Origin of the sequence: Saccharothrix ecbatanensis (assembly GCF_014205015.1) — a bacterium.
GTDB classification, from domain to species: Bacteria; Actinomycetota; Actinomycetes; order Mycobacteriales; family Pseudonocardiaceae; genus Actinosynnema; species Actinosynnema ecbatanense.
Genome location: NZ_JACHMO010000001.1, coordinates 4072357 through 4093480, shown reverse-complemented (window position 1 = coordinate 4093480; position 21124 = coordinate 4072357). Strand labels below are relative to the sequence as shown.

The following is a 21124-nucleotide window of genomic DNA, read 5'->3' as shown; positions in this document are numbered from 1 at the left end:
AAGTCCTTGTTCGTCTGCCGGGTGGTGCGCTACGTTGCGAAAGTCGGCGTCGACCTGGAGGTCCAGATGGATTTCACCCGCCGGAACTTCCTGGAGCTGGGCGCGACCGGACTGGGCGTCGCAGGACTGTCCGCGCTGGGCGTGCCCGCGGTGGCCCACGCCGCACCCACCGGTCCGGCCACCGAAACCCTCCTGCTGACCGGCTCCGACGCGGACAACACCGTGCCCTGGGACTTCCAGGTCACCGAGGGCCGCAACGCCGGCGCGTGGCGCACCATCCCGACACCGTCGAACTGGGAGTGCCACGGGTTCGGCACCTACCAGTGGGGCTGGAACATCAGGCCCAACGAGAAGGGCCTCTACCGACACCGCTTCACCCCGCCCTCGACGTGGTCCGGCCGACGAGTCTTCGTGGTGTTCGAAGGCTCGATGACCGACACACAGGTACGCGTCAACGGCGCCGTCGCGGGTCCGACCCACCAGGGCGGGTTCTACCGCTTCCGGTACGACGTCACGTCGTTGCTGCGGTTGGGGCAGGAGAACCTGCTGGAGGTCACCGTCAGCCGGGACTCGGCGGACAACTCGGTGAACGACGCCGAGCGCCGGGGCGACTACTGGAACTTCAGCGGCATCTACCGGCCGGTGTCGCTCCAGGCGTTCCCGGCGTCCCGGATCGACCGGGTGGCGATCGACGCGAAGCACACCGGCGCGTTCCGGATGGACGTGCACCTGGCCGGTGTGAGCACGGCCGGCCGCGTGGTCGGGCAGCTCCGGCGGCTCGACGGCACGGCCGTCGGCGGCACGTTCTCCGTGGCCGTCAACCCCGGTGCGACAACGGCGACGCTGACGACGTCCGTGTCCTCACCCCCGACCTGGACCGCGGAGGCGCCGAACCTCCACCTGGTCGACGTGCAACTGACCAACGCCGCAGGTGTCCCCTTGCACGGGCTCACGGAACGGTTCGGCTTCCGCACGGTCGAGGTGCGTGCCGGTGACGGCGTGTACGTCAACGGCGCGAAGGTCATCCTCAAGGGCACGAACCGCCACACGTTCTGGCCGACGTTGGGCCGCGCGTCGAGCCCGCGCATGGCGCGCATGGACATCCTGCTGATGAAGGAGATGAACAACAACGCCGTGCGGATGTCCCACTACCCGCCGGACCCGTTCTTCCTCGACCTGTGCGACGAACTCGGCCTCTACGTGATCGACGAGCTGGCCGGATGGCAGAAGCGCTACGACGAAGGCGTCGGCGCACCCCTGGTCGCGTCGATGGTGACCCGCGACGTCAACCACCCGTCGATCGTGATGTGGGCCAACGGCAACGAAGGCGGCTGGAACACCGCGCTGGACGACGACTACGCCCGCTACGACGTCCAACGCCGCCCGGTGATCCACCCGTGGGCGACGTTCAGCGGGATCAACACCGACCACTACGAGACCTACGACAGCACCCGCACCATCCTCAACGGCCCGGCGATCCACCTGCCGACCGAGTTCCTGCACGCGCTCTACGACGGCGGCGGGGGAGCGGGACTCAACGACTACTGGGCGCTGCTGGGCGCCGGACCGCGCAGGGCCGGCGGGTTCATCTGGGCGTTCGTGGACGAGGGCCTGGTCCGGGACGACCGGGGCGGCGCGATCGACACCACCGGGAACTCGGGCCCGGACGGCATCCTCGGGCCGTTCCGGGAGAAGGAAGGCAGCTTCTACGCCGTCCGGGACATCTGGTCACCGGTGCAACTGGCCAATCCCGCCTACTACGCCACCACGTTCCCGACGGGCTTCGACGGCCGCGTCAACGTGGTGAACCGGTACGACCACACCAACCTCCAGAGCTGCCGGTTCGCCTGGCAACTGCTCCGGCAACCCGCACCGGGCGCTGCGAGCACCGTGCCGACCGTCATCGCGCACGGGACCGCGACCGGTCCGAACGCCGTTCCCGGAGCGACCGGCGCGGTCGTGCTCACCCTGCCCGGCACGTGGATGGACGCCGACACGATGCGGATCGACGTCCTCGACCCCGGCGGCCGGACGATCGGCACGTGGAGCTGGCGGATCAAGAAGGCGGTCGACATCGCCCGGCGGGTGGTGGTCCCGGTGTCCGGCACCACGTCCGTCTCGGAGGATTCGGGCAGCGTCACCATGACGGCGAACGGCACGGCGGTCACGATCGGCAAGTCGTCCGGCCGGATCACCCGCGTCACCCGCGACGGCGGCGTCGTGTCGCTCACCAACGGGCCGGCGTTGGCGGTGGGCTCGGCGACGTTGACCGGCTTCTCGCACCGCCGTGACGGCACCGGGCACGTCGTGCAGGCGGACTACAGCGGGGACCTGAACCAGGTGCGGTGGCGTCTCGACTCGAACGGGTGGCTGCGCCTGGAGTACCGATACACCCGCACGGGTCCCCACGACTTCCTCGGCGTGAACCTGGACTACCCGGAGAACCGGGTGCTCGGCCTGACGTGGCTGGGCGACGGACCGCACCGGGTGTGGAAGAACCGGATGCGCGGCGTGCACCACGGCGTGTGGACCAAGAACTACAACACCACCGCCACCGGCGCGACCGGCTGGCAGTACCCGGAGTTCAAGGGTTACCACGCCAACACCTACTGGGCCGCCCTGCGCACCACCGAAGGCACCATCACCCTGGTGTCGGAACAGGAGAGCCTCTTCCTCCGCCTGTTCACACCCGACGTCGGCACCAGCCCGATGAGCGCCACCGCCCCGTTCCCCGGCGGCGGCATCTCCTTGCTGGACGCCATCCCGGCCATCGGCAACAAGTTCCACACCGCCGACACCCTCGGCCCGGAAAGCCAACGAACCGTCGCCGCCGGCCAGTACAACCGCACCGTCCACTTCCGCTTCACCACGTGACAGCCGGTCCCCGCCCACGGTGACGTGGACGGGGACCGGGCTGACCTACCGCTTCACCACCAGTGCTGGTCCGCTGCCCCCGAGTCGCACGCCGTGGCGAACGCCCGGATCTCCGCGTCACCGCGGGCCGTCAGGCACAGGCCCGTCTTGTGGTTCACGTACCGGTGCGCGTCGAACTTGTCGGAGAATTCCCGGTGCCAGATCCCGTCCACGTACTGCCACGTGCCCTGAGTGCCGCACACCGTCCCGACCGTGGAGGACTCCACGTAGTTGCGTGCCACGACGCAGAGTCGGAGGCTCGTGTTGTAGATCCGCCAGTACTCGTTGGCTTCGTCGACGGGCAGCAACAGCCAGTACTGGTCGGGCCAGTACGCGTCGGCGTTGTAGTCGCACGTCGTCTGGACCACCGGGCGCTCGCCTGAGCCGGCCCGTGCCGCGAGGCAGAGGTTCGAGCTCACGTTGCGGAGGTGGTAGCCCGGACTGTCCGTGAGCTTGGGCTCGTGACCGGTGTCCGCCGCTCCTGCGGCCGGTGGCACGCCGGGCAGCGACACGGCCAGGACCAAGAGTGCGCCGGCCATGCTATCGGGTGCACGCCTTCCCAGTGTTCGGGCGCCTCCACATCTCGCTTTCACATCTCTCAGCGGGCCAGGGCTTGGCGGAGTTCGGCGCGTGAAGTCGTGTTCATCCTGGCGTGGGCCTCGTGGACGAGGGTTCGCACGGTTTCCAGGCTCAGGACCACCTTGTGCGCGATCTCCGCCTCCGAAAGTCCTTCGGCGGACAGCTCCGCTACCCGTCTCAGCCGCGGTGACAGGGCGTTGGCCGGTCGCGGGTGGTCGGCGTTGGCTCCGGTGACGGCCAGGCGGCGGGCGATGTCCTCGCGCAGGGCGATCGCGCCGCATTCGTCCGCCAACGCGAGTGCCTCGGTGAACGCGCGGCGGGCGTCCGCGGTGTGTCCGGAGCGCGCCAGTGCTCGGCCCAGGTCGGTCACGGTCTGGAGGTACTGCCAACGGTCGGCCGAATCCCGGAGCAGGCGGGCGGATTCCTCCAAGTGCTCGGTGGACGGGTTCACCGCCGCCAGCACCCGGAGGGCACGTCCGCGGGTCGTGGGGTCGTCCAAGAGGTCGGCCTGTTCTTGCGCCGTGGCAGCGATTTCCCGCGCTTCACGTGGCGCCGAGTGACGCAGGGCGCGGGCGAGTTCGAAGCGCCACGGGCACACCGCCGGGTTGGTCATGGGCGCGGCGTCGAGTCGGCGGCCCACGTCGCGGAGGGTGGCGGCGGCCTGGTCGCGGTGACCCTGGGCCAGGAGCAGCGTGCCCAGAACGGCTTGCGGCACGGGCAGGATCACGGCGTCCGGCCGCTGTTCGCGGTAGCCGCCGCACGCGCTGACCGTCGCCGCCCGACTGATGTCGCCGCGGGCCACGAGCGCTTCGACCAGGGCGCCGGTGGCGAACCACTCGGCGGGTGTCCCGTCACCGCTTCGGCGTGCCAGTCGGAGCGCGATGTCGGCGTCGGCCACGGCATCGGAGAGCCGGCCGCACATCAGGGCCGAACGGCCGCGGTTGGCGTAGGCGAACGCGAGGTGGGTGCCCCGCCACCCGTCGCGTTCGAACTCCTCGATCGCCTGCTCCAGCAGGCCGTGCGCGACAACGGCCTCGCCGGAGTACATGTGGATGAACGCGGTGATGGTCGCGACTTCCATGCCCTTGTCCACGTCGGCGAACACGAGCCCGCGGCGGATGACGCGGTGGACCGCTGTCAGCGCTTCGGTCCGTGGACGTCCGCGCAGCACGAGGCTCCACGCGTGCAGGGCGATCAGCAGCCGTTCGACGTAGGTGTCGCCGGTCAACGGGGGCACGATCCGGTCGAGCAAGTACGTGCGGTCGGCCCGGAGCGGATCGTCGGCCCACCAGGCGGCCCACAGCAACTGCTCGGCCAGCGCTTGCCGGCGCAGTCCCTCGTCCGCGCAGAGGTCTATTGCCGTGTCCAGCATGCGTACGCTCTCGCCGAGCTGGTGGGCGTAGCCGTGGGTCTTGGCCAGCGCGATAGCGGCCTCGGTGCGCAGCGCGTCGTCGGGGGCCTCGCGGTAGGCGGCGAGCAGTTCGGGCAACGCCGCGGCGACCGGTCCCAGCGCCAAGGCCTGGCCGTACCGGAGTCGGACCCGGCCGCGCTGGTCGGGCGGTGGCGGTTCGTCGACCGCCCGGTGGAGGTAACGGGCCGCGGTGGTGGACAGGCCGGACGCCCACGCCTCCGAGGCCGCCTCGTCCAGCCGGTCGACCACCCACGGGTCGGCGTCCGCGTGGACGTGGAGCAGGTGCGCGGCGACGGCCTCGGACGCGGCGTGCCGGTCGTGCAGGAGCCGGGCGGCTTCGAGGTGGACGTCGCTGCGCAGCGACGGGTCCATGTCGTCGTAGACCGCGCTGCGGATGATCGGGTGGTGGAAGTCCGACGTCGGCGCGGGGGAGAGGATCGCCGCGTTGCACAGCCGGTCGTACTGGAGCTTCGCCTCTTCGGGTGCCAGGTCGGCGAGGCGTGCGGCGTCGCCGAGTGGGCTGCCGGGGCCCAGCACGGCGATCGCCTGGGCTAATCGGCGGGCGTCGGGACCGAGGCCGCCCAGGCGTTCGTTGAGGTACATCACGACGTTGCGGGGCGTGAGCGTGCCGACCGCCTCGACGTCGGACGCGGTGGGCTTCAGACCGCGTTCCCGCGCGACGTCCAGCATCCACCGCAGGTAGAACGGGTTGCCGCCGCTGCGTTCCAGGAACGCCGCGCAGAACCGCTCGTCCACGGCCTGACGGGACGGCAGGCCGCGGCTGATGATCGTCCGCACCGCGTCGGGACCGAGCGGACGTGGCCGGATCACTTCCTCGGCGCGCAGCGCGATCCGTGCCAACGCCGCCGCGTGGCTCTCGTGCGGGCGGTAGGCCAGCAGGACCACGACGGGTAGTCCGGTGAGGCGGTCGCCGAGGAATTCCAGCCACGACAACGACTCCTCGTCGAGCCAGTGCGCGTCGTCGACGGCCAGCAACAGCCCTTCGTCCTCGCGTCCCTCGCCGACGAGGGACGTCGCGTTCACCACGAGCCAGTACAGCGCCTCCGTCAGGCCGATCACCGAGGCGGGGTTGTGCCGTCCGGGACGCGGCACACCGAGCGGGACGCGCGCGAACTCCGCCGCACCCGCGAACAGTGCCCGCTGATCACGGGCGGGGTGGCCGGTCACCCAGCGCGCCAACAACGTCCGGGCCGCGCCGAACGCCATCGTCCGGTCACGGTGGTTGCCGCGCACCGCCAGCGGCACGATCCCGCGGACCGCGGCCTCCGCGCACACCTGCGCCACGACTTCCGACTTGCCGATCCCCGCCGGTCCCTCGACCACGACGGTGGCCCCGACCCGGGAGCGGACCGCGTCCAGGACGGCGGAGCAGCGGCTCAGGTCGTCATCGCGTTCGAGGATGCCCGCGTCGGCGGCGGTGTGGTCGGGCAGCCGCAGGGCGTGCAGGACGCGCCGGACGTCCAGCGGCGCGTGACCGTTCATGCGCGCGGACACCAGGCAGCCGGAGACGACTTTGGCGACGAACTCCGCGCGTGGCCGCCGTTTGCCGGACATCACCTCGGAGAACGTCGCGGCCGAGACACCGCTGCGCCGCGCCAGCACGCCGTCCGTCGGACCGCCCACAACCCGTTGGAGCGTGCGCAACTGCCGCCGGACGTGGTCACCGGGATCCGCCTGCGACACGTCCGCCTCCGCATCGAGTCAGTGCCCCGACCAGGCTAGCGCGCGACGCGGGATCCGTTCTGTTCTTCGACATGGCCGGCGCACCCGGCCTCGTGCCACCCAGACTTCGCCGTGATCACGTGCCGTCTACGGATGAAGGCAGGCAGGCCATGTCGCGCAGAAGACTGAGGTCGTTGTTGGCTGTTCCGCTCACGTTGCTGCTCATGGCATTCGTGCCCGTCCCGGCGAACGCGACTTCATCGGGGTTGCTCTGCTGGCCGGTGGTGATGAACGGACGGGTGCAGTTCGTCTGCGAGGAGATCCTGGTGCACCGGCCCCTCGACCTGATCCTCGGGTGCCCGCAGTGCGGGCTCACGTACGTCTGGAGGCAGGAACCCGCGGTCTTCCCCCAGGTCGAGAACCGCATCGCCGAACTGGTCGTCGACGGCATCCGCCTGTTCGGTGAAGCCGCGCACACGGCGGACCCCGTGGTCAGCGCCGGGTTGCGGGACGAGGCGATGAACGCGTTGACCACCGTCGCGAGCCTGAGCGGGCGATCCACGATGCTCTTGCGGCAGGCGGGTGTCGGCGGCCCGACCCGGGACTTCTCGCCGCGGCCCGACCTCCCGTGGTTGACATCGGCCGCCACGGACGTGCTCGACGGCATCGGGTTGCTGAAGAGTTCCTTCGCCGGTCCGTCCCCCGGCGCGCCGGGAGCACGGGACAAGGCGCGGTGGCAGTTCGAGAAGGCCTACGCGCAGCTGTCGCAGCAGCAGGTGTACCCGGGCTGAGCCCGCCCGCGACCACGGCGCCGGTGGTCGCCTCCGAGACCGCCTTCGACCCGATCGCAGGGAATCGGGTCGAAGGCGGTCGCCCGGCGTTCGCCGGTCAGACGCGGGTGATCTGGAACTGCTGGTTCTGCCCGCCGTTGCACGGGTACTGCTTGAACTGGATGTTGTCCTGCGAGCTGCTGGGCAGGTCCAGGCACTTGCCGGAGTGCCGCGCCACCAGCCTGGAGTAACCCGATCCGACGTCGACGACGGACCACTGCTGGTTCTGGCCGGAGGTGCAGCTCCACTGCTGCACGGCCGCGCCGTCCGCCGTGCTGTTGTCGCTCACGTCCAGGCACTTGCTGGAGTGCCGGGCGATCAGCTGGTAGTACCCGCCGGTCGCCTGCAAGCGGAACTGCTGGTTGGCGCCGCTGCCACACGAGTACTGCATCAGCGCGGCTCCGTCGGCCTGGCTGACGTTGGCGACGTCGAGGCACTTGCCGGAGTGCCGCACGGAGATCCGGTTGTACGCCAAGGCCACCGGGCTGATCGTGCCGGTCGCCGTGTCGATGACGATCTGGCCGGCGTTGGACAGGTTCATCGTGGTGTTGTTCGAGAACGTGATCGGGAGCCAGACGTAGCTGGAGTCGCTGACCGGTCCGCCCCACGCCCCGGCCCAGCGGTCGCCCATGTAGAGGTAGGACGTCGTCTGGGTGCCCTGGATCGGCAGCACGTACGCCGGTTGCGAGCCGAACGTGGTGGAGTCGCCCACGTTGCGCATCGCGCTCCAAGGGCCGGACATGCTGGTGGCGGTGGCGTACTTCGCCTGGTTCGGCGACCAGCCCGTGGCGCCGGAGGTGAGCATGAAGTACACGCCGTTGCGCTTGAACACCGCCGGTGCTTCACGGTGCCCGCCCGGCCACGGGTTGCCCACCAGTTGCGCGATGCCGCGGTAGTCGGCGTTGAGGCGGTAGATGTGCAGGTCGTAGTTCTCCCGCGCGGCCGAGATCATGTACGCCGTGCCGTCGTCGTCCTTGTACAGCGTGATGTCGCGCGACATGTTGTTGAGCGGCCGGAAACTGCCTTGGTAGGTGTAGTTGCCGTCCACAGTGGACGAATACGCCACGGCCGCACGTGCCTCGCCGTAGTGCTGACCGTTCTCCCAGTGCATCCACATGACGTACTGGCCCGTGGACGCGTTGTAGATGATCTTCGGGCGTTCCACCCAGGAGGTCCGCAGCTCCGAGTGGCTGTTCTGGGTGAGGACGTTGTTGCGGAACTCCCAGTTCTTCAGGTCGGTCGACCGGTAGACCGAGACCGCCCGGAACAGGTTGTCCGGGTGCCGGTTCTCGCCGAACCAGTAGTAGTAGCTGCCGACCTTGATCACGCCACCACCGTGCGCCTCGACGCGGCTGCCGCCGGTGTCGGTGAACTGCACACCCACGTCGACGGTGACGGGCGCGGCGTGCGCCGTACCGCCGGGTAGGAGCAGGGTTGCCAGGCCGACGGCCGCGGCGGTCAACACCGCGCGCCACCGCTTCCGGGACAAGCGGGACATCTGGACTCCTTTGTCCGGCCCACCACAGGGGCGAAACGACCGGCGCGCGGCGTGGGCGAATCCGTGCGCTGGTGCATCGGGGCCGCCGCCCGGCGGTCGCGCCACCGGTGGGACGGCCAACGGCGTGGACTGTCCAAGCCTCGTGTTTACGCAAACATCGTTGGAAGATCCTCGCAGCGCGGAGTGCCGGCGTCAAGCCTGGTCCCAGCGCTGGGGAAGACCGGTCGAGTCGGGTGTTCGGGCACTTCGCCCGTGGGTAGCCGCCGGGTATGGAACAACCCCCGCCCGCCAGGAGGGACGCCCCCACGCCGGTCACGTCGGACGAGTACCAGCCCGATCTGCTCCCTTACATCTCGGCGCCGATCGTCGGTCTGGCGCTCTACGGCGTCCGCGAGCCCGTCGCGGCCGGCTTGGCCAGCGGTGTGGCGTTCCTGGCGGGCGCGTGGTTGGCCTTGGCGCCGTTCGCCTTGCAGTACGCGCCCGAGACCAAGGGGTTCGAGGGCTACTGGCACGACATCGGCGTGGGCGCCACGATCGCGGCGTTGTCGCTGGTCCGCTCCGTGGCCCCACGCCGGCTGCCGTGGCTGAGCCTGGTCACCGCGGCACTCGGCACGTGGCTGGTCTTCGCCCCCGTCGTGCTCGGCTACGCACCGTGGCCCGGCTCCACGACCGCCGCCGTGAACGCCATCGTCGTGGGTGGCGTGGTGATCGCCATGGCGCTGCTCAGCGCCGTCGCCACCTACCAGCGCCGCAGACGGGGTCGACATCGGTTCGAGGACCCGCCGAAAGGGTGAGCCCCGCTGAAAGGGCGAGCCCGCTGAAAGGGTGAGCACAGTGCCCGCGACGATCCACCTGGGACGGTTGTGGGGTATCCGGCTGGGCCTGCACTGGAGCGTCCTGCTCGTCGTGCTGCTGCTGGTGTCGGCCGTCGGCATGGGCCGGTTCCCGCTGGCGTATCCCGGCTACGACAGCTGGGCGTACGTCGTCGCGGGTCTGGTGGCCGCCACGCTGTTCATGCTGTCGCTGCTGGCCCATGAGATGGCGCACGCCCTCGTCGCCAGGCGTGAAGGGCAGAAGGTGGAGGGCATCACGCTGTGGATGCTGGGCGGACTGGCGTCGCTCAAGGACCGGTCGCCCAGCCCTGGCGCGGAGTTCAGGGTCGCCGCCGCCGGACCGGCGACCAGCGTGCTGCTCGGCGTCGGCTTCCTCCTGCTGACCTGGTTCGCGGTGGTGGTGGGCGCGGAGCCGTTGATCGCGGGGGTGCCGGCGTACCTGGCCTTGATCAACCTCATCCTCGCTGCGTTCAACCTGATCCCCGCGGCACCGCTGGACGGTGGCCGCATCCTCAGCGCCGCGCTGTGGCGTCGGTGGGGCGACCGCCACCGTGCCGCCGTGGTCAGCACGCGTGTGGGACGGGGTTTCGGCTTCGCCCTGATCCTGCTGGGAGTCGTGACGTTGTTCGACGGCGACACCGGCGGGCTGTGGTGGATGCTCGTCGGCATCTTCATCGTCGTCATGGCGCAGGCCGAGCAGCGGCAGTCCGAGCTGGGCGCCGCCGTGGCAGGGCTCCGGGCGCGGGACGTGATGACCGCCCCTCCGGATACGGCGGACGGCAGCGTCACAGTCAGCGACTTCCTCCACGCCACCGCGCTCGTACGGCGGCACTCGACGTTTCCGCTGGTGGACGAAGCCGGCCGATTCCAAGGCCTGGCCACCGTGGACCGGCTCAAGTCGGTCCCGCTCGCGGAACGGGCCCACACGGCACTGAGGGAGGCCGCCTGGCCGCCCTCGGAAGTGCCCAAGGTCGAGGCGGACGACCCGTTGCCGGACCTCCTGTCCGTGATGGGCGAGCAGGCGGACGGGCGCGCAGTGGTGTTCGACCAGGGGCGGCTGGTGGGCATCGTGTCGCCGAGCGACATCAGCCGGGCGATGGTGCTGCACGGGCGCGGTGTCCAGCGGTAGACCGGGCCGCGGTCAGGCCCACCGGCACACCCACGCAGGGGTTTGCTCCCCCGTTCGGGGGTATCCGAGCTGGGCGTCAAGCAGTCGGCGCATCGACCACCCCGGTAGCTGGAGAAGGGCCGATGCGTGATGGAACTGGACTTCGACGACGACTTGCTGACGGGCCTTCGGGGGTACGTCCGACTGGTGACCAGGGAACTCGGGCTCACCGGCGAGTGCTCGTACGTGCACGACGAGCCGGCCGGCGCGTACCTGGCGCTCGACGGTCGGCTCCCGGGGTTCCCGGACCGCGACGTGGCGCTGGTGTGGGACGAGAGCTCCGGGTGGTCCGTCGCGGTGGAGACGCACAGCGGCGAGGATCTCATCGTCTACGCGTACTTCGGTCCGGAGGTCCTGCCCGCGCCGGAAGCGGTCGCCCGATGGGTGCACGGACTCTTGCGCGGCGAACGGCGCATCACGTCGTGGCCCGGAGCGCGGCAGCAGTCACACGAGGACCTGGTTCGCCGTGTGGCGCCCTACGCCGCCGCACTGCTCGTGCCCGCGCCACGCAACCCGTGAACCGGCAGGCCCGGCGGGGGAGTGGTGTCGGAACCGGCGGGTACCTCCAGGTCGTGGACGACTTTCTGGGCATCTACCTCAGGGACCAACTGGCGATGGGCGTGTTGTGGCGGGAGTTGGCCCGACGCGCCCAGCGCAACAACCGCGGCACGGAACTCGGGGACGCGCTGGCCCGGGTCGCGACGGGGATCGCGGAGGACGTGGGGACGTTCCGGTCGATCATGCGGCGGGTCGGGGTGCGCGCCAACCCCCTCAAGACGGGCCTGGCGGTGGGCGCCGAACGTGTCGGACGGCTGAAGCGCAACGGTCGGCTGACGTCGTACTCGCCGCTGAGCCGGTTCGAGGAGCTGGAATTCCTCACGATGGGGATCGAGGGCAAGAAGCAGCTCTGGACAACGCTGCGTGACGTCGCCGGCCTCGGGGCGCGGCTGCCCGACATCGACTTCGACCACCTGATCGACCGGGCCGCGCGGCAACGCGCCGACCTGGAGCCGTTCAGGGTGCGCGCCGGAACCGACGCGTTCACCGCGCCGACGACGTAGGCCGCCTGGCCCTTGCGCCGCCTGCTGGCGTTCCTGCGTGCACCGTCCTGAAGTGGAGCAACTGCGCGCCCTGGTGCCGGGCACGAGCGCCCGGCACCAGGTGAACTCGGAGACCACCGTCAGACGGCCGTGCGCGACCACTGCTGGTTGGTTCCGGTGTTGCACGTGTACTGCTTGATGATCACGCCGTCCGCCGTCGACGCGGCCGGCACGTCCAGGCACTTGCCGCTGTGCCGTGCACGGAGCTGGAAGTAGCTTCCGTTGGCGACCATCTGGAACTGCTGGTTCGTTCCGCTGCCACAGGTGTACTGGATCAGCTCGGCGCCGTCGGAGGTGGAAGCGCCCGTCACGTCGAGGCACTTGCCGCTGTGGCGGCTGACGATGCGCCAGTAGCCGCTGCCGGCGTCCTGGAACTGCCACTGCTGCCAAGCGTTGCCGCCGTACGTGTACTGGCCGATGCGCGCACCGTTGTCGGTGTTCGGCTGCTGGACGTCCATGGCCTTTCCGCTGTGACGCACGTTGATCCGGTAGTACGTAGGCGCGGGCGTGGAACCGTCGCCCCAGGCGTACTTGACCCGGTCGGCCCCGGAAGTGTTGCGGACGGTCAGGTTGAGATCGGTGCCGCTGCCGCTCAGCGCGTACATCGAGTAGTAGTCGTAGCCGGACGTTCCGGTCGGCTTGCCGCCGAGCGCGGGCCAGTAGGTGCCGCCCATGTTGTTGTCACGCATGACCTGGGCCATGGCGCGGATGTGACGCACGAAGTTGTCCGTGCTGTTCGCGTCGCCGTAGTTGAGGCCGGTGGACATCGGAGCGCCGAACTCGGTCGCCACGGCGCGGGAGGCGCAGTTGCCCAAACGTGTCTGGATGTGGCTGCGGAACTGGTCGTAGGTCATCGAGTCGTAGAAGAAGGCGTAGTGGTGGAAGGACAGCAGCGTCGAGTTGAAGCGGCTGTCGTTGCAGACGTCCCGCAGGTCCTGGCTGTAGCCGGTGCCACCGATCAGGACCCGGCCGGGCACTGCGGAGGTGTGGTAGTTGAGCCAGTTCGCCGCGACGTTGCGCCAGTCCGTCGACGAGTAGCCGTGCGGCTCGTTCATCGGTTCGAAGTAGACGTTGCTGTTCGAGCCGTAGGTGTAGGTCACGCTGGACCACATCGTGTTCCACGCGGCGAGGTTCGTGATCCTGCCGCCGGAAGCGGCGCCGTCCTCCCAGTAGGCGAGGATGACCTTGAACCCACGTTCGGTGGCCGCGTCGATCGCGCCGCGGTAGGCGTTCCACCAGGTCGTGTTCGCCACGGTGTGCGTGTTGATGGGAAGCCGGACGGTGTTGACCCCCATGGTGGCGGCCATGTCGTCGTAGAGCGCGTTCGCCTTGGCCCGCACCGTCGCGTTGCTGTCGGACTGGCTCAGGCCCTGCACGACGAGAGTGCCGGTGCTGAAGTTGTCGCCCAGCATGGCCCAGTTCATGCCCCGGAACTGACTGGTCGCGGCAGTGGCGGGCGACGTGAAGACGACGAGGCTCGCCGCCGCGGCGAGCGTGGCCACCACGGGGGCTATCAGCAAGCGGCGCAACGATCTGGTGCTCGGCGACGGTCGTGACGGACGACCATCGGACGGCCTGATCTGTGTCATGAATTGTCCAATCACTGGATCCGAATTCCGGCGGCTCAGGTCTGGGTGCGGCTCGTCCGTCCATCCAATTTGGACAGAGGAGGAAGCGCCACCTCGTCGGTGGCGTGGCTGTTCCGCTGAACGGGCTAGTGCGCCCGTGTGAAGTCGTACGCGCTCAAGGACCGGCGGCCCACCGCTATGGCACCGGTGAGGCGTCCCCGGCGAGAGGGTGAAGAGTTCATCGTTGATCTCCTCGGAACGTCGAAGAAGAGCGCCGGTCACCACGGCGCGGGCCGTGGCCGATCGGGACTTGCCCAGCGCGGTGCCGCCGTCGACTCAGGTCAACGGCTGTCCGTCAGGTTGAGAGCCAGATATGTTTGCGTAAACATCTGAGGCGGTCATAGTGTGCGAGCAAGGACACAGTGGTGTCAAGAGTGTGACGCGCGCCGATGAGCGGTGCGGGCCAGGCCCGAGCGTCCCTGGCGTCGGTCTTGACCCGGTCGCCCGTGACGCCGTCGATGGCCGCTGCCACGACCGATCGTGCGTGCACGTCCAGCCCCACGCTCGTACGCTCGGTAAACACCGGGGCCTCCCACGTATGTCGGATAGGCCGGGCAGGCGGTCCCTGCCCGGCAACCCACGAACTTGCGTGAGCGAGGCCCCGGCCCGCAACCACTCACCACCGAGCGGTCACGTCATACCGTTTAGAGCGCGAAGCAGTTGAGGCGCACCGGGTTTCCGGTCAGCACGTCGCGGATCCCGTCGTAGACGGTGCCGTCCAGCGCCATCCCGACGTGCGCCACCGTCCGGAACGGGCACTGGGACTGCACCATGACGTTCGTGGCGCCGTCCGCCATCTCGGCGTTCCACACCGGCTGCACGAGTTCGTCGTACAGCGTGTAGAGGTTGGTGTAGGTGACATCACCGAACGTGTCGTCGCCCGCGTTGAGCGCGTCGAGGAACGACGAGCCGATCCGCATCTGCTGGCACGACACGATGGTCAGGCAATCGCCGCCGCCGAAGAAGTTCGCGGCGTTGGCGGCCAAGGTGCCGTAGTTGGGCGCCGACAAGTTGACCAGCTTGCCGACCTCGCCCACCCCGCCCTGGAACTTGATGTACTGCCTGGCCACCAGGCCGCCCTGCGAGTGCGCGACGATGTCGACCCGACCCACGCCGACCCGGGCCCGGAAGTTGTCCACGAAGCCCGCAAGGGAGCGCGCGGACGTGCGGATGTCGGTGGTCCCCAGGTTGTTGAGCTCGAAGATCGCCACCTGGTAGCCGTCGTGGCGGAGGCGGGAGGCCAAAGGCTCGTAGAACCAGGCGGGTCCGAAGGTGCCCGCCACGACGACCACCGCACGGGGTGCCGCCGATGCGGGAAGTGCGGTCACGGTCACGACGGCTAACGCGACGGCCAAAGCTCCGAGGAAACGGCGCATGCAGGGACTCCTTGCCCACGAGACGATCATCACAGCGCTGTGAGTCAGGTCACCGTACGGTTGACGATCATGTCTGGGCAATGTGCGCGTAACACCGTTGTCCTCGGGGACAACGACCGTTGTGAGCCGGTCCAGCCCTGGTCCAGGCCAACCGCTGTCACCAGGGCGATCGCGGGTGACGGTTCGGGCCGCGGGTTCGGACTTACCCGCCCCCGACCCGGCCCCCGCCCCCGCTCGACGCGAATTCCTGGTGACCCAGCACCGCCAGCAGGCGGATCTTGTCCTCGGCCTCGCTGCCCGGCGCGGGTGTGAGGACGAGCAGCGCCTGGGACTGGTCCTCGGTGAACAGCGCCTGGCAGTCGACCTCGATCGGGCCGACCTCGGGGTGCACCAGCACCTTGTGGTCCGCGAACCGCTGCGCCACCTCGTGCCGTTCCCACAGGTCGCGGAACTCGTCCGATTCGGTGAGCAGGAGTCGGACCAGCTCGCCGGCGCGTGAGTGGGGACCGGACGCGCCGTGGGCGACGCGAAGAGAGGCGACCATGCTGCGTGCCTGGCGCTCGTGGTCCTCGGGTGGGTAGACCCCGCGCGACGCCGGGTCGGTGAACCACCGGTACACGCTGCTGCGTGCCCAGCCCGTGAGCCGGCCGTGGTCGCCGAAGATCGCCGTCGCCAGCCGGTTCGCCACCAACGTCTCCCCGAGGGCGGACAGGATGAGCGCCGGGCTGTCCTCAAGCCGGTCCAGCACGCGCAGCAGTGCGGGTGCCACGTGTGTGTCCGTCGGCGTGCGCCTCGGCGCGTTGTGCCCCGCCAGCCGGTACAGGTAGTCGCGCTCGTCGACGCTCAGGCGCAGCGCCCGCGCGAGCGAGGCCGACATCTGCTCCGACGGCTGCGGTCCGCGCTGCTGCTCAAGCCGGGCGTAGTAGTCCACGGACATCCCGGTCAGCGCCGCCACCTCCTCACGCCGCAGCCCTGGCGTCCGGCGCCGTGACCCGGGCGCCAGGCCGACGTCGGACGGGCGCAGTGCCCCACGGCGACGACGCAGGAAGTCTGCGAGAGCAGCACGGTTCATCGCTCCATGGTGCGCCCGCGCGGCTGGCGCAGCCAGGGATCGCCGATCCCCCGATAACCAGGTCTCTCCCGCCGTCGCCGGTGCGCGCGCAGGGTGGGGACATGGACATCACCGGCAACACGATCTTCATCCCCGGCGCCACGTCCGGGATCGGTCTCGCCCTTGCGCTGCGGTTGCGGGCGAAGGGCAACACCGTCGTCATCGGCGGGCGGCGCACAGAGCTGCTGGACGAGTTGGCCGCCGACCACGGCTTCGCGACCGTGCGCATCGACACCTCCGACGCCGCGTCGATCACCTCCGCCGTGCGCGATGTCATCGACCGCTTCCCCGAGCTGAACGTGCTGGTCACGATGGCCGGCATCATGCGCGTCGAGGACTGGCGCACCGCCGGGTTCCTCGCCGACGCGGAAGAGGTCGTCACGACCAACCTCCTCGGCCCGATCCGGCTGATCGCCGCGCTGGCCGACCACCTGCGGGCGCGGCCCGGTGCGGCGATCGTGACGGTCTCGTCCGGCCTGGCGCACGTTCCGCTGATCGTCACGCCCACCTACAACGCGACCAAGGCCGCCGTCCACATGCTCAGCGAGACGCTGCGCCTGCAACTGGCGGACACCGGCGTTCAGGTGGTCGAGCTGGTCCCGCCGGCCGTCCGAACGGCCATCGTGCCCGGCCACGAGACCTCCGACTCCGCCATGCCGCTGGACGAGTTCGCCGATGAGGTCATGGCCCTGCTCGAGAACGACCCCGAGGCCCGCGAGGTTCTCGTGGAGCGCGTGAAGTTCCTCCGCTTCGGCGAGGTGCGCGGCGACTACGACCAGGTCGTCGCCGCCCTCAACGCCGCCGTACCCGTGACTGCGGACGCGAGTCGGTGATCAGAGGGGACGCGCCAGGGCCTTTCACCGCGCACGTCCATTCAGGATGCTTCACCCTGCTGTGATCGGGAGGTGAGCATCTCGTCGCGCGCGCAGAAAGCTGCCACGAGGAACGCGGCGAGGGCGAGCGACCACAGCGGCGGCAGCACGGCGAGGAGGACGCCGGACGCGAGGACCAGTGCCGCGCTCGCCCACCACATGCGCGGGATGCTTCCGCCGATGCGGATGGTGGTCAGCGCCGATGCCAGCAGGGCGCACGTGAGTCCGCCGGCGAGGGCCCAGCCACCGAGCGGGCCGAGGTGGTCGTCGCTGATGTGCGCCATGGCCTGTTCGATCCCGAGCGCGGTGAGGATGATGCCGGCGATCAGCGGGAAGTGGAGGTAGGTGAACACCTCGCTGGCCAGCCGAGCGCGATCGTGGCCCTGTCGGGACTCCAGCGCGTGTTCGAGCTGCTCGAACCTGTGGTGGAAGTACTGCCACCACAGCCCGACAGCGATGGTGATGGCCAGGACGCCCCCGATGATGACGGGCCAGGTGAGCGGTTCGTGCGACACGCCGACACCTACAGCGACGATCGATTCACCCAGCGCCAGGATGACGACCAGGCCGTGGCGTTCGGCGAAGTGGGCGGCCGACCGCACGATCCACCCGCCGCCGCGCGCGCCGAGGTAGATCGCGGCGAAGTCGTACCCGACCGCCGCGAGCCAGATCCACGTCTGCCACGGCTCTCCGAACGCGGCGCCGACGGCGAGGATCGCCACGGTCGGGGCGACGGAGGTCGTGGCGGTCCGGACAACGCGGCCACGCAGCGCCTTGTCGTCACCCGCGGCGGCGAGGTAGACCGCCAGGTGGGCACACCGGACGACGGCGTAGCAGAACACCAGGGTGGCGGCTGCCGGGACACCGCCGGGGACCTCGTGGAACGCCTCCGGGATCGCCAGGCAGGCGACGAACATCGCGATCATCGCCACCACGAACGCGGCCCGCAGCAGACCGCGGTTGGCTCGCGCCTGGTTGGCCAGCCACGCGTACGAGGACCACGCCCACCAGAGCAACGACAGGACGACGAACCCCTGCAGCAGCGAGCGGGGCGGGTCGCCGTCGATCATCAGGGCGGTGACCTGGGTGAACGCGAACACGAAGACGAGATCGAAGAACAGTTCCAGCGTGGTGACCCGATCGCCCTCGCCACCACTGGTGACGCCGAGACGTGGCCGCCGGGACGGCAATGTGGACACAAATCTCCTTCACTCCGCTGAAAGGTCCCGTTAACGCAACGGCCCGCCGGGTGTGCGCCGTGTCCGTCCACATAGACCTGATCGGACACCTTGCGCCGCACGAGCCCCGAGGCCCCGCGCGCACGCAGCTTCCAAGGCGAGCATCCTATGGGACACCTGCGGAATGAGGCGGTGAATTCGCCATCGGAGGTGTTCGTTCAGCCGGCCCAGGCGAGCAGCGGTTCCTGTCGCTCCGGCGCCCGCAACTTGGCCAGGGCTTCCTTCTCGATCTGCCGGATCCGCTCCCGCGTCAGGCCCAGGTGCTCGGCGACCTCCTTCAACGTGTGTCCTTCACCGCCGTCGTTCAGTCCGTAGCGCAGAGTGACGATCAGTGCCTCGCGCGCGGGCAGGGTGTCGATCAACGCCCGCAGCTCCCGTGCGAGCCCCTGGTACTCCGCGACGTCGGACGCCGCCAGGACGTCGGTGTCCTCGATCAGGTCGCCGACCCTCGTGTCACCGTCCTCGCCGACCGGGGTGTCCAGGCTGATCGCCTCCCGACCCACGCGACGCAGGTCGACCACCCGCTCCGGCGTCATGCCCGCCTCGTCGGCCAGTTCCGACTCGGTCGGCTCCCGGTCGAGGCGAAGCCGGAGCTTGCGCTCAGCCCGAGCCAGCTTCGCCAACTGCTCCACCACGTGCACCGGCAGCCGCACGGTGCGGCTGTGCATGGCGATGCCGCGCTCGACCGACTGCCGAATCCACCACACCGCGTACGTGGAGAACTTGTACCCCTTGGTGTAGTCGAATTTCTCCACGGCGTGGATCAGGCCGAGGTTGCCCTCCTGGATCAGGTCGAGCAGCGGCATCCCCCGGTGGAGGTGCTTCTTCGCGATCGACACAACCAGCCTCAGGTTGGCGCGCACCATGTGGTCCTTGGCGGCCTGGCCGTCCCGCACGACGGCGGTCAGCTCCCCGTGCCGCTTCGCGGGCAGGTCGTCCCGCCGGAGCAGCTCGGCTGCGTAGACACCGGCCTCGATCTGCCTGGCGAGCGCCACCTCGTCGTCCGCGCTCAGCAGTGGGGTGGCCCCGATCTGCTTCAGGTACTGGCGTACCAGATCCTGCGTCTCGTCACCGTCCGGCGGTTCCGCCCGCCGCGCGGGAGCACGTGTCATCGTCGGTCACCTCCGCGCTGGTCCGTGCTGGTTGGGTAACCGCCACGGGGCACGCCGAACCTCCCGGGTCAGCGTCGGAGCGGTTGGGTGCGGGCGGGTGCGGCGAGGAGTTGCGCGGTGTCGATGGTGCCGGCGATGACCTCGCGCGCGACGCTGCTCAGCTTGAGGTTGCTCCCGCGCGCGTGGCCGCGCAGCGCGGCGAAGGCGGTGTCCATGTCGACCTGGAGGCGTTCGGCGACCAGCCCCTTGGCCTGTTCGACGATCACCCGGCTGTTCAGCGCGGACTGGAGCTGCTCGGTCAGCACCTGGTGGTGGTGGATCGAACGTTGTTGCAGCAGGCCGATGGTGGCGACGTCGACCAGCGCGGTGGCGGTCCGCAACGCGGTCGCGTCCAACTCCCCGGCCCGGTTCCGGAAGAGGTTGAGCGCGCCGATCACCTTGCTGCGCAGGCGCATGGGCACCGCGTCCACGGCGGCGAACCCGGCCTCGGTGGCCGCCGCGGTGAACCTCGGCCACCGCTCGCCGGCGTTGGCCAGGTCGGGGTGGCTGACCCTGGTGCCGGCGGCGAACGCGTCCAGGCAGGGCCCTTCGTCGTTCTGGAGTTGGAAGAGTTCCAGCAGGCGGGCCTGCTCGTTGGACGTCGCGATCAACTGCAACCTGCCCTGGTGGTCCACCAGCAGCAACCCCGCCGCGTCCACGTCGAGGAGTTCGACGCACCGGTCCGCGAGCATGTGCAGGAAGTCGATGACGTCGAAGTCGTCGACCAGGGTGTCCGCCAACTCGACGAACGTTTCGACGAGACGTTCACCGTCCATCGCAGCCACCTCCACTGGTTGGGTTCAGAGCGCGGTCGTGCCCACCTGTTGTCACGATCGTTCCCCATCGCGGTCGAATCGACGCCGGCGTGCCACCACATCGGCCGCCAAGTCGCTCAGCGGCGTCTGCTCGGCGAACGCCCGCGCCCGCAGGTGGGCGAACGCGTCGGCCATGCCCACGTCGAGTTGCGCCGCGACCATCCCGGTGGCCTGGTGCACCTGCGGGTTGTGCAGCGGGAGGACGTCCTCGGCGACGCCGCCCGCCGTGTTCAGGCCGGCCTGCTCGTCCAGCAGCAGCCGCAGGGCCAGTTCCGCGAACGCCAACGAGTCGGCCAGCGCCGGGGCGTCGAGGTGCCCCGCCTCGGCCCGGTACAGCGACAGCAGTCCGACCCGGATCGCGCCGACGCACAGCGGCAGGGCGAAGAGGGACACCGCACCGGCTTTGACGGCCAGGGGCGCGAACATGGGCCACCGGGCCTGGCTGGACGGAGTGTCGAGGTCGGCGACGAGCGCCGGGCCGCCGCCGCGCCAGACGTCCACGGCCGGGCCTTCACCCACGGTCACCTGCAACTCGGTCAGCTGTGCGCCCAGCGCGTCCGTGGCGCACCTGACCTCTGGCCAGCCGGACGTGTCCATGGTCAGCACCGCGCCGCTCACACCCAACCGCATCACCGCGGTCTGGCAGAGGGCGCCGACGGAGACGGGCGCGTCCAGTTCGACGGCCTTCTCCGCGATCCAGCCGCTCACCCGCGTCAGCCGGTCGGTGGTGTACCGGACCATCCGGCGACCTCCCAAAACCATTTCAGCGGATTTTCCATCGTTTCGTGCCGTATAGATGGAAGTATCAGAATATTCGCCCGAATTGTTGTGAAAATTCTGTACGGCGATCTCGGTTCGCTCTATGCTGAACACTCTCGACCTCTCCGCCCGGCCCCCGCGGACGTCACACTCAGGTGA

Annotated in this window: 17 protein-coding genes; 7 read left to right on the top strand and 10 right to left on the bottom strand. The window is 69.7% G+C overall.

Annotation, left to right across the window (positions count from 1 at the left end; genetic code table 11):
- The first annotated feature begins 21 nt into the window (after positions 1-21).
- The gene (locus tag F4560_RS16855) at positions 22-2874 is read left to right on the top strand and encodes a glycoside hydrolase family 2 protein (RefSeq protein WP_312869325.1); all 2853 of its coding nucleotides are present in this window, start codon (positions 22-24) and stop codon (positions 2872-2874) included.
- Positions 2875-2927: 53 nt separating this feature from the next.
- Here the strand turns inward: F4560_RS16855 and F4560_RS16850 are convergent, their stop codons facing one another.
- Together F4560_RS16850 and F4560_RS16845 are read right to left on the bottom strand one after the other, a co-directional pair.
- A complete protein-coding gene (locus F4560_RS16850; RefSeq protein WP_184921108.1) occupies positions 2928-3452 on the bottom strand; it encodes an RICIN domain-containing protein in 525 nt (174 codons plus the stop codon).
- Positions 3453-3511: 59 nt separating this feature from the next.
- The gene (locus tag F4560_RS16845) at positions 3512-6607 is read right to left on the bottom strand and encodes an ATP-binding protein (protein ID WP_184921107.1); all 3096 of its coding nucleotides are present in this window, start codon (positions 6605-6607) and stop codon (positions 3512-3514) included.
- 149 nt (positions 6608-6756) lie between these two features.
- Between F4560_RS16845 and F4560_RS16840 the strand changes: the two genes are divergently transcribed.
- Positions 6757-7377 carry a hypothetical protein gene (locus F4560_RS16840; protein ID WP_184921106.1) on the top strand — a complete coding sequence of 207 codons (621 nt, stop codon included), beginning with the start codon at positions 6757-6759 and terminating at the stop codon, positions 7375-7377.
- Between the two features lie 97 nt (positions 7378-7474).
- On the opposite strand, the gene F4560_RS16835 is transcribed toward F4560_RS16840, so the two are convergent.
- Positions 7475-8914, bottom strand: a complete 1440-nt coding sequence (locus F4560_RS16835; protein WP_184921105.1) for an RICIN domain-containing protein — start codon at positions 8912-8914, stop codon at positions 7475-7477.
- A gap of 269 nt (positions 8915-9183) precedes the next feature.
- Between F4560_RS16835 and F4560_RS16830 the strand changes: the two genes are divergently transcribed.
- The 4 genes from F4560_RS16830 (at position 9184) to F4560_RS16815 (ending at position 11976) form a co-directional block, all read left to right on the top strand.
- Positions 9184-9708 carry an SPW repeat protein gene (locus F4560_RS16830; RefSeq protein ID WP_184921104.1) on the top strand — a complete coding sequence of 175 codons (525 nt, stop codon included), beginning with the start codon at positions 9184-9186 and terminating at the stop codon, positions 9706-9708.
- 40 nt (positions 9709-9748) lie between these two features.
- The gene (locus tag F4560_RS16825; protein WP_184921102.1) at positions 9749-10876 is read left to right on the top strand and encodes a site-2 protease family protein; all 1128 of its coding nucleotides are present in this window, start codon (positions 9749-9751) and stop codon (positions 10874-10876) included.
- A gap of 129 nt (positions 10877-11005) precedes the next feature.
- Positions 11006-11434 (top strand): DUF6292 family protein, encoded by a 429-nt coding sequence (locus tag F4560_RS16820; protein ID WP_184929189.1) that lies wholly within the window; start codon positions 11006-11008, stop codon positions 11432-11434.
- A gap of 53 nt (positions 11435-11487) precedes the next feature.
- Positions 11488-11976, top strand: coding sequence for a hypothetical protein (locus F4560_RS16815; RefSeq protein ID WP_184921100.1), 489 nt, complete (start codon positions 11488-11490; stop codon positions 11974-11976).
- Between the two features lie 119 nt (positions 11977-12095).
- On the opposite strand, the gene F4560_RS16810 is transcribed toward F4560_RS16815, so the two are convergent.
- The 3 genes from F4560_RS16810 to F4560_RS16800 all read right to left on the bottom strand — a co-directional run bounded on the left by F4560_RS16810 (position 12096) and on the right by F4560_RS16800 (position 16091).
- Positions 12096-13535: an RICIN domain-containing protein gene (locus F4560_RS16810; protein ID WP_246477827.1), complete on the bottom strand. Its 1440-nt coding sequence runs from the start codon at positions 13533-13535 to the stop codon at positions 12096-12098.
- Between the two features lie 752 nt (positions 13536-14287).
- Positions 14288-15019 carry a lipase family alpha/beta hydrolase gene (locus F4560_RS16805; protein WP_184921096.1) on the bottom strand — a complete coding sequence of 244 codons (732 nt, stop codon included), beginning with the start codon at positions 15017-15019 and terminating at the stop codon, positions 14288-14290.
- 202 nt (positions 15020-15221) lie between these two features.
- Positions 15222-16091: a helix-turn-helix transcriptional regulator gene (locus F4560_RS16800; RefSeq protein WP_184921094.1), complete on the bottom strand. Its 870-nt coding sequence runs from the start codon at positions 16089-16091 to the stop codon at positions 15222-15224.
- Positions 16092-16192: 101 nt separating this feature from the next.
- Here F4560_RS16800 and F4560_RS16795 point away from each other — a divergent pair, with 101 nt between their 5' ends.
- A complete protein-coding gene (locus F4560_RS16795) occupies positions 16193-16963 on the top strand; it encodes an SDR family oxidoreductase (protein WP_184921092.1) in 771 nt (256 codons plus the stop codon).
- Positions 16964-17004: 41 nt separating this feature from the next.
- Here F4560_RS16795 and F4560_RS16790 read toward each other — a convergent pair whose 3' ends face one another.
- The 4 genes from F4560_RS16790 to F4560_RS16775 form a co-directional block, all read right to left on the bottom strand.
- Positions 17005-18201: a low temperature requirement protein A gene (locus tag F4560_RS16790; RefSeq protein ID WP_184921089.1), complete on the bottom strand. Its 1197-nt coding sequence runs from the start codon at positions 18199-18201 to the stop codon at positions 17005-17007.
- 197 nt (positions 18202-18398) lie between these two features.
- A complete protein-coding gene (locus F4560_RS16785; RefSeq protein WP_184921087.1) occupies positions 18399-19352 on the bottom strand; it encodes a sigma-70 family RNA polymerase sigma factor in 954 nt (317 codons plus the stop codon).
- A 68-nt stretch (positions 19353-19420) separates the two neighbouring features.
- On the bottom strand, positions 19421-20167 hold the full coding sequence (locus tag F4560_RS16780) for a GAF and ANTAR domain-containing protein (RefSeq protein ID WP_184921086.1): 747 nt from the start codon (positions 20165-20167) through the stop codon (positions 19421-19423).
- Positions 20168-20218: 51 nt separating this feature from the next.
- The gene (locus F4560_RS16775) at positions 20219-20947 is read right to left on the bottom strand and encodes a GAF and ANTAR domain-containing protein (protein ID WP_184921085.1); all 729 of its coding nucleotides are present in this window, start codon (positions 20945-20947) and stop codon (positions 20219-20221) included.
- Between the last annotated feature and the right edge of the window lie 177 nt (positions 20948-21124).

Bases quoted from the DNA above. Each gene is read 5' to 3' on its own strand.
- F4560_RS16835 (WP_184921105.1), bottom strand. From the start codon at position 8,914: ATGTCCCGCTTGTCCCGGAAGCGGTGGCGCGCGGTGTTGACCGCCGCG.
- F4560_RS16775 (WP_184921085.1), bottom strand. From the start codon at position 20,947: ATGGTCCGGTACACCACCGACCGGCTGACGCGGGTGAGCGGCTGGATC.
- F4560_RS16805 (WP_184921096.1), bottom strand. From the start codon at position 15,019: ATGCGCCGTTTCCTCGGAGCTTTGGCCGTCGCGTTAGCCGTCGTGACC.
- F4560_RS16830 (WP_184921104.1), top strand. From the start codon at position 9,184: ATGGAACAACCCCCGCCCGCCAGGAGGGACGCCCCCACGCCGGTCACG.
- F4560_RS16785 (WP_184921087.1), bottom strand. From the start codon at position 19,352: ATGACACGTGCTCCCGCGCGGCGGGCGGAACCGCCGGACGGTGACGAG.
- F4560_RS16795 (WP_184921092.1), top strand. From the start codon at position 16,193: ATGGACATCACCGGCAACACGATCTTCATCCCCGGCGCCACGTCCGGG.
- F4560_RS16850 (WP_184921108.1), bottom strand. From the start codon at position 3,452: ATGGCCGGCGCACTCTTGGTCCTGGCCGTGTCGCTGCCCGGCGTGCCA.
- F4560_RS16840 (WP_184921106.1), top strand. From the start codon at position 6,757: ATGTCGCGCAGAAGACTGAGGTCGTTGTTGGCTGTTCCGCTCACGTTG.
- F4560_RS16820 (WP_184929189.1), top strand. From the start codon at position 11,006: ATGGAACTGGACTTCGACGACGACTTGCTGACGGGCCTTCGGGGGTAC.
- F4560_RS16800 (WP_184921094.1), bottom strand. From the start codon at position 16,091: ATGAACCGTGCTGCTCTCGCAGACTTCCTGCGTCGTCGCCGTGGGGCA.
- F4560_RS16780 (WP_184921086.1), bottom strand. From the start codon at position 20,167: ATGGACGGTGAACGTCTCGTCGAAACGTTCGTCGAGTTGGCGGACACC.